Here is a 2,255-nt window from a genome sequence, read left to right as displayed (position 1 = left end):
CGACGGCATCACCTGCCGCACCGTGCCGAGCGCGCGCACCGCGGCCTCGTCGATCGCCGCGCCGGTCGCGGTCGCCGCCTGCAGCGCCACGGCGAGGGCGACCACCTGGTCGTCGTCGAGGAGGAGCGGCGGGACCTCCGAGCCGGCCTCGAGCCGGTAGCCGCCGTCCGGCCCCATCGTCGCCTCGATCCGGTAGCCCATCTCGCGCAGCCGTTCGACGTCGCGGCGCACGGTCCGGCGGCTGATGCCGAGGCGGTCGGCCAGGAGCGAGCCCGGCCACTCGCGGCGCGTCTGGAGCAGCGAGAGCAGCCGCAGCAGGCGGGAGGTGGTCGTCGCCATGTCTGGGAGCCTAGGGCCGGAGTAGGACCGAACCTGGCCTACACGCACGGAAGGGTGGTGGACACCGGGATCGACCCGGGCGAGCACCCGTCAGGAGCGGACATGACCCTCACCACCACCACGCACCTCAACTTCCGCGGCGACGCCCGCGCGGCTCTCGACCTGTACGCGGCGGCCGTCGGCGGGCGCGTCACCGTGACCACCTACGCCGAGCTCGGCATGCCCGCCGACGCGCCCGGTGCCGACCGCGTCGTCTTCGGGTTCGTCGAGGCCGACAACGGGTTCCGCGTCATGGCGTACGACGTCCCCGGCGCACCGGGTCCGGCGCAGAGGGGCTCGACGCGGCGCGAGAACGGCGTCACCCTCACCGACCAGCCGTTCTTCGTCTCCGTCCGCGGTGCCTCGCTCGACGAGGTCCGGGCGGTCTGGGACGGCCTCGCTGAGGGTGCGACGGTCGTCGAGCCGCTCGCCGCCTCCGCGTGGAGCGCGGGGTTCGGCATGCTGACCGACCGCTTCGGCGTGACGTGGGTGCTCGACGTGGCCGCGTCCGCCTGACCTGAGCGGGAGGCGGGACCTTCGACTCGCGCGACGGTCCCGCCCCGCTCCTACCGTGCGGAACAGTCCCGATGGAGGGGGTGGAGGTCTCGTGCCCGGTCCCGCGTCTGCGGCACGCGCGCGACCCGACGACGGCCGGCGGTCGGACCCCGCGGCGTCGCTGGTGCCCCGCTTCACGCGCGCGAGCACGGACGGTCTGCCCGAGGCGACCGGCCGCTGGTTGCGGCACGCGATCGCCGAGGGGACACCGCTGCACCGCTCGGCGGCGCTGACGATGCACGGCGAGATCAGGATCGGCTCGTGGCGGCCGTTCACCGCGCGACAGGTGATCGTCCCGGGAGACGCGTTCGTCTGGCAGGCGCGCACGTCGATCCTCGGGCTCCCGGTCCGCGGGTTCGACCGCTTCGTCGACGGCGTCGGGGAGATGCGATGGCGTCTCGCGGGCGTCGTGCCGGTGATGAGCGCGCGGGACGACGACGTCGCCCGGAGCGCCGCCGGTCGGCTGGCCGGCGAGGGTGCGCTGGTCCCGACCGCGTTCGGTGCCGCGACCTGGACGCCGGACGCCGATCCGGACGCGTTCGAGGGGAGATGGCGGATCGCGGGGGACGAGCACGCGGTCCGGTTCGAGGTCGGGCCCGACGGCCGGCTGCGGCGCGTGACGATGGACCGCTGGGGCGACCCGGACGGTCGGGGCCACGCCCTCCACCACTTCGTCGTGACGGTCGACGCCGAGGCGACGTTCCACGGCGTGACGATGCCGGGCCGGTTCCGCGCGAGCTGGTGGGCAGGCACGGACCGCGAGGCCGACGGCGAGTTCTTCCGCGCGACGGTCACGGACGCGTCCTTCGTCTGACGACCGACCGCCGGACGCGGCCGGCCGCGCCGCCTGCCACGCGTGCCCCGGTCAGAAGGTGGCTGCCACGGCCGCGGGGTCATGGTCGAACGCCGGTCAGGAGCCCGTCGGGCCCATCTGCGCGTGCAGCGCGCGCACGTCCTCCATGAGCGCCTCGACCCGTGCACGCTCGACGGCCGCTGGCACGTGCTGCACGTCGTCGGGCACGGCGGCGCGGACGCGCGCGGCGGGATCCTCGCGCTCACGGCGGACGACGGCACCGCGGACGTGCTCGACGCCCGGACGCTCGCGGACCACCTGCTGGCCGCACCGCACCTGCGGGTCGCGGTGCTCAACGGGTGCAGCACGGGCGAGGTCACCACGCAGGAGCCGAAGGCCGGGTCGGCGCACCAGCTCGTGCGGGCGGGCGTGCCCGTCGCGGTCGCGATGCAGTACCCGGTGACGGACCGGTCGGCGCACGCCGCCGCCGCGGCGCTGTACGAGCAGCTGGCAGATCGGAAGAGCGACG

Annotated in this window: 4 protein-coding genes; 3 read left to right on the top strand and 1 reads right to left on the bottom strand. The window is 75.3% G+C overall.

Translation table 11 applies throughout. The features are described from left to right. Positions 1–339: helix-turn-helix transcriptional regulator (locus tag HGA02_RS16995; protein WP_168680351.1), on the bottom strand; the 339-nt coding region annotated here is incomplete at its 3' end. A 102-nt stretch (positions 340–441) separates the two neighbouring features. Between HGA02_RS16995 and HGA02_RS16990 the strand changes: the two genes are divergently transcribed. The 3 genes from HGA02_RS16990 to HGA02_RS16980 form a co-directional block, all read left to right on the top strand. Beyond that, positions 442–894: a VOC family protein gene (locus HGA02_RS16990; protein ID WP_168680349.1), complete on the top strand. Its 453-nt coding sequence runs from the start codon at positions 442–444 to the stop codon at positions 892–894. A gap of 163 nt (positions 895–1,057) precedes the next feature. Further along, the gene (locus tag HGA02_RS16985; RefSeq protein ID WP_210728735.1) at positions 1,058–1,747 is read left to right on the top strand and encodes a DUF6920 family protein; all 690 of its coding nucleotides are present in this window, start codon (positions 1,058–1,060) and stop codon (positions 1,745–1,747) included. Between the two features lie 123 nt (positions 1,748–1,870). Continuing rightward, positions 1,871–2,255: CHAT domain-containing protein (locus HGA02_RS16980; protein ID WP_168680347.1), on the top strand; the 385-nt coding region annotated here is incomplete at its 3' end.

It is taken from the genome of Cellulomonas septica (genome assembly GCF_012396155.1).
Taxonomy (GTDB): Bacteria; Actinomycetota; Actinomycetes; order Actinomycetales; family Cellulomonadaceae; genus Cellulomonas; species Cellulomonas septica.
Note: the sequence above shows the minus strand (reverse complement) of the source record. Positions and strands in the feature narration are given on the sequence as shown.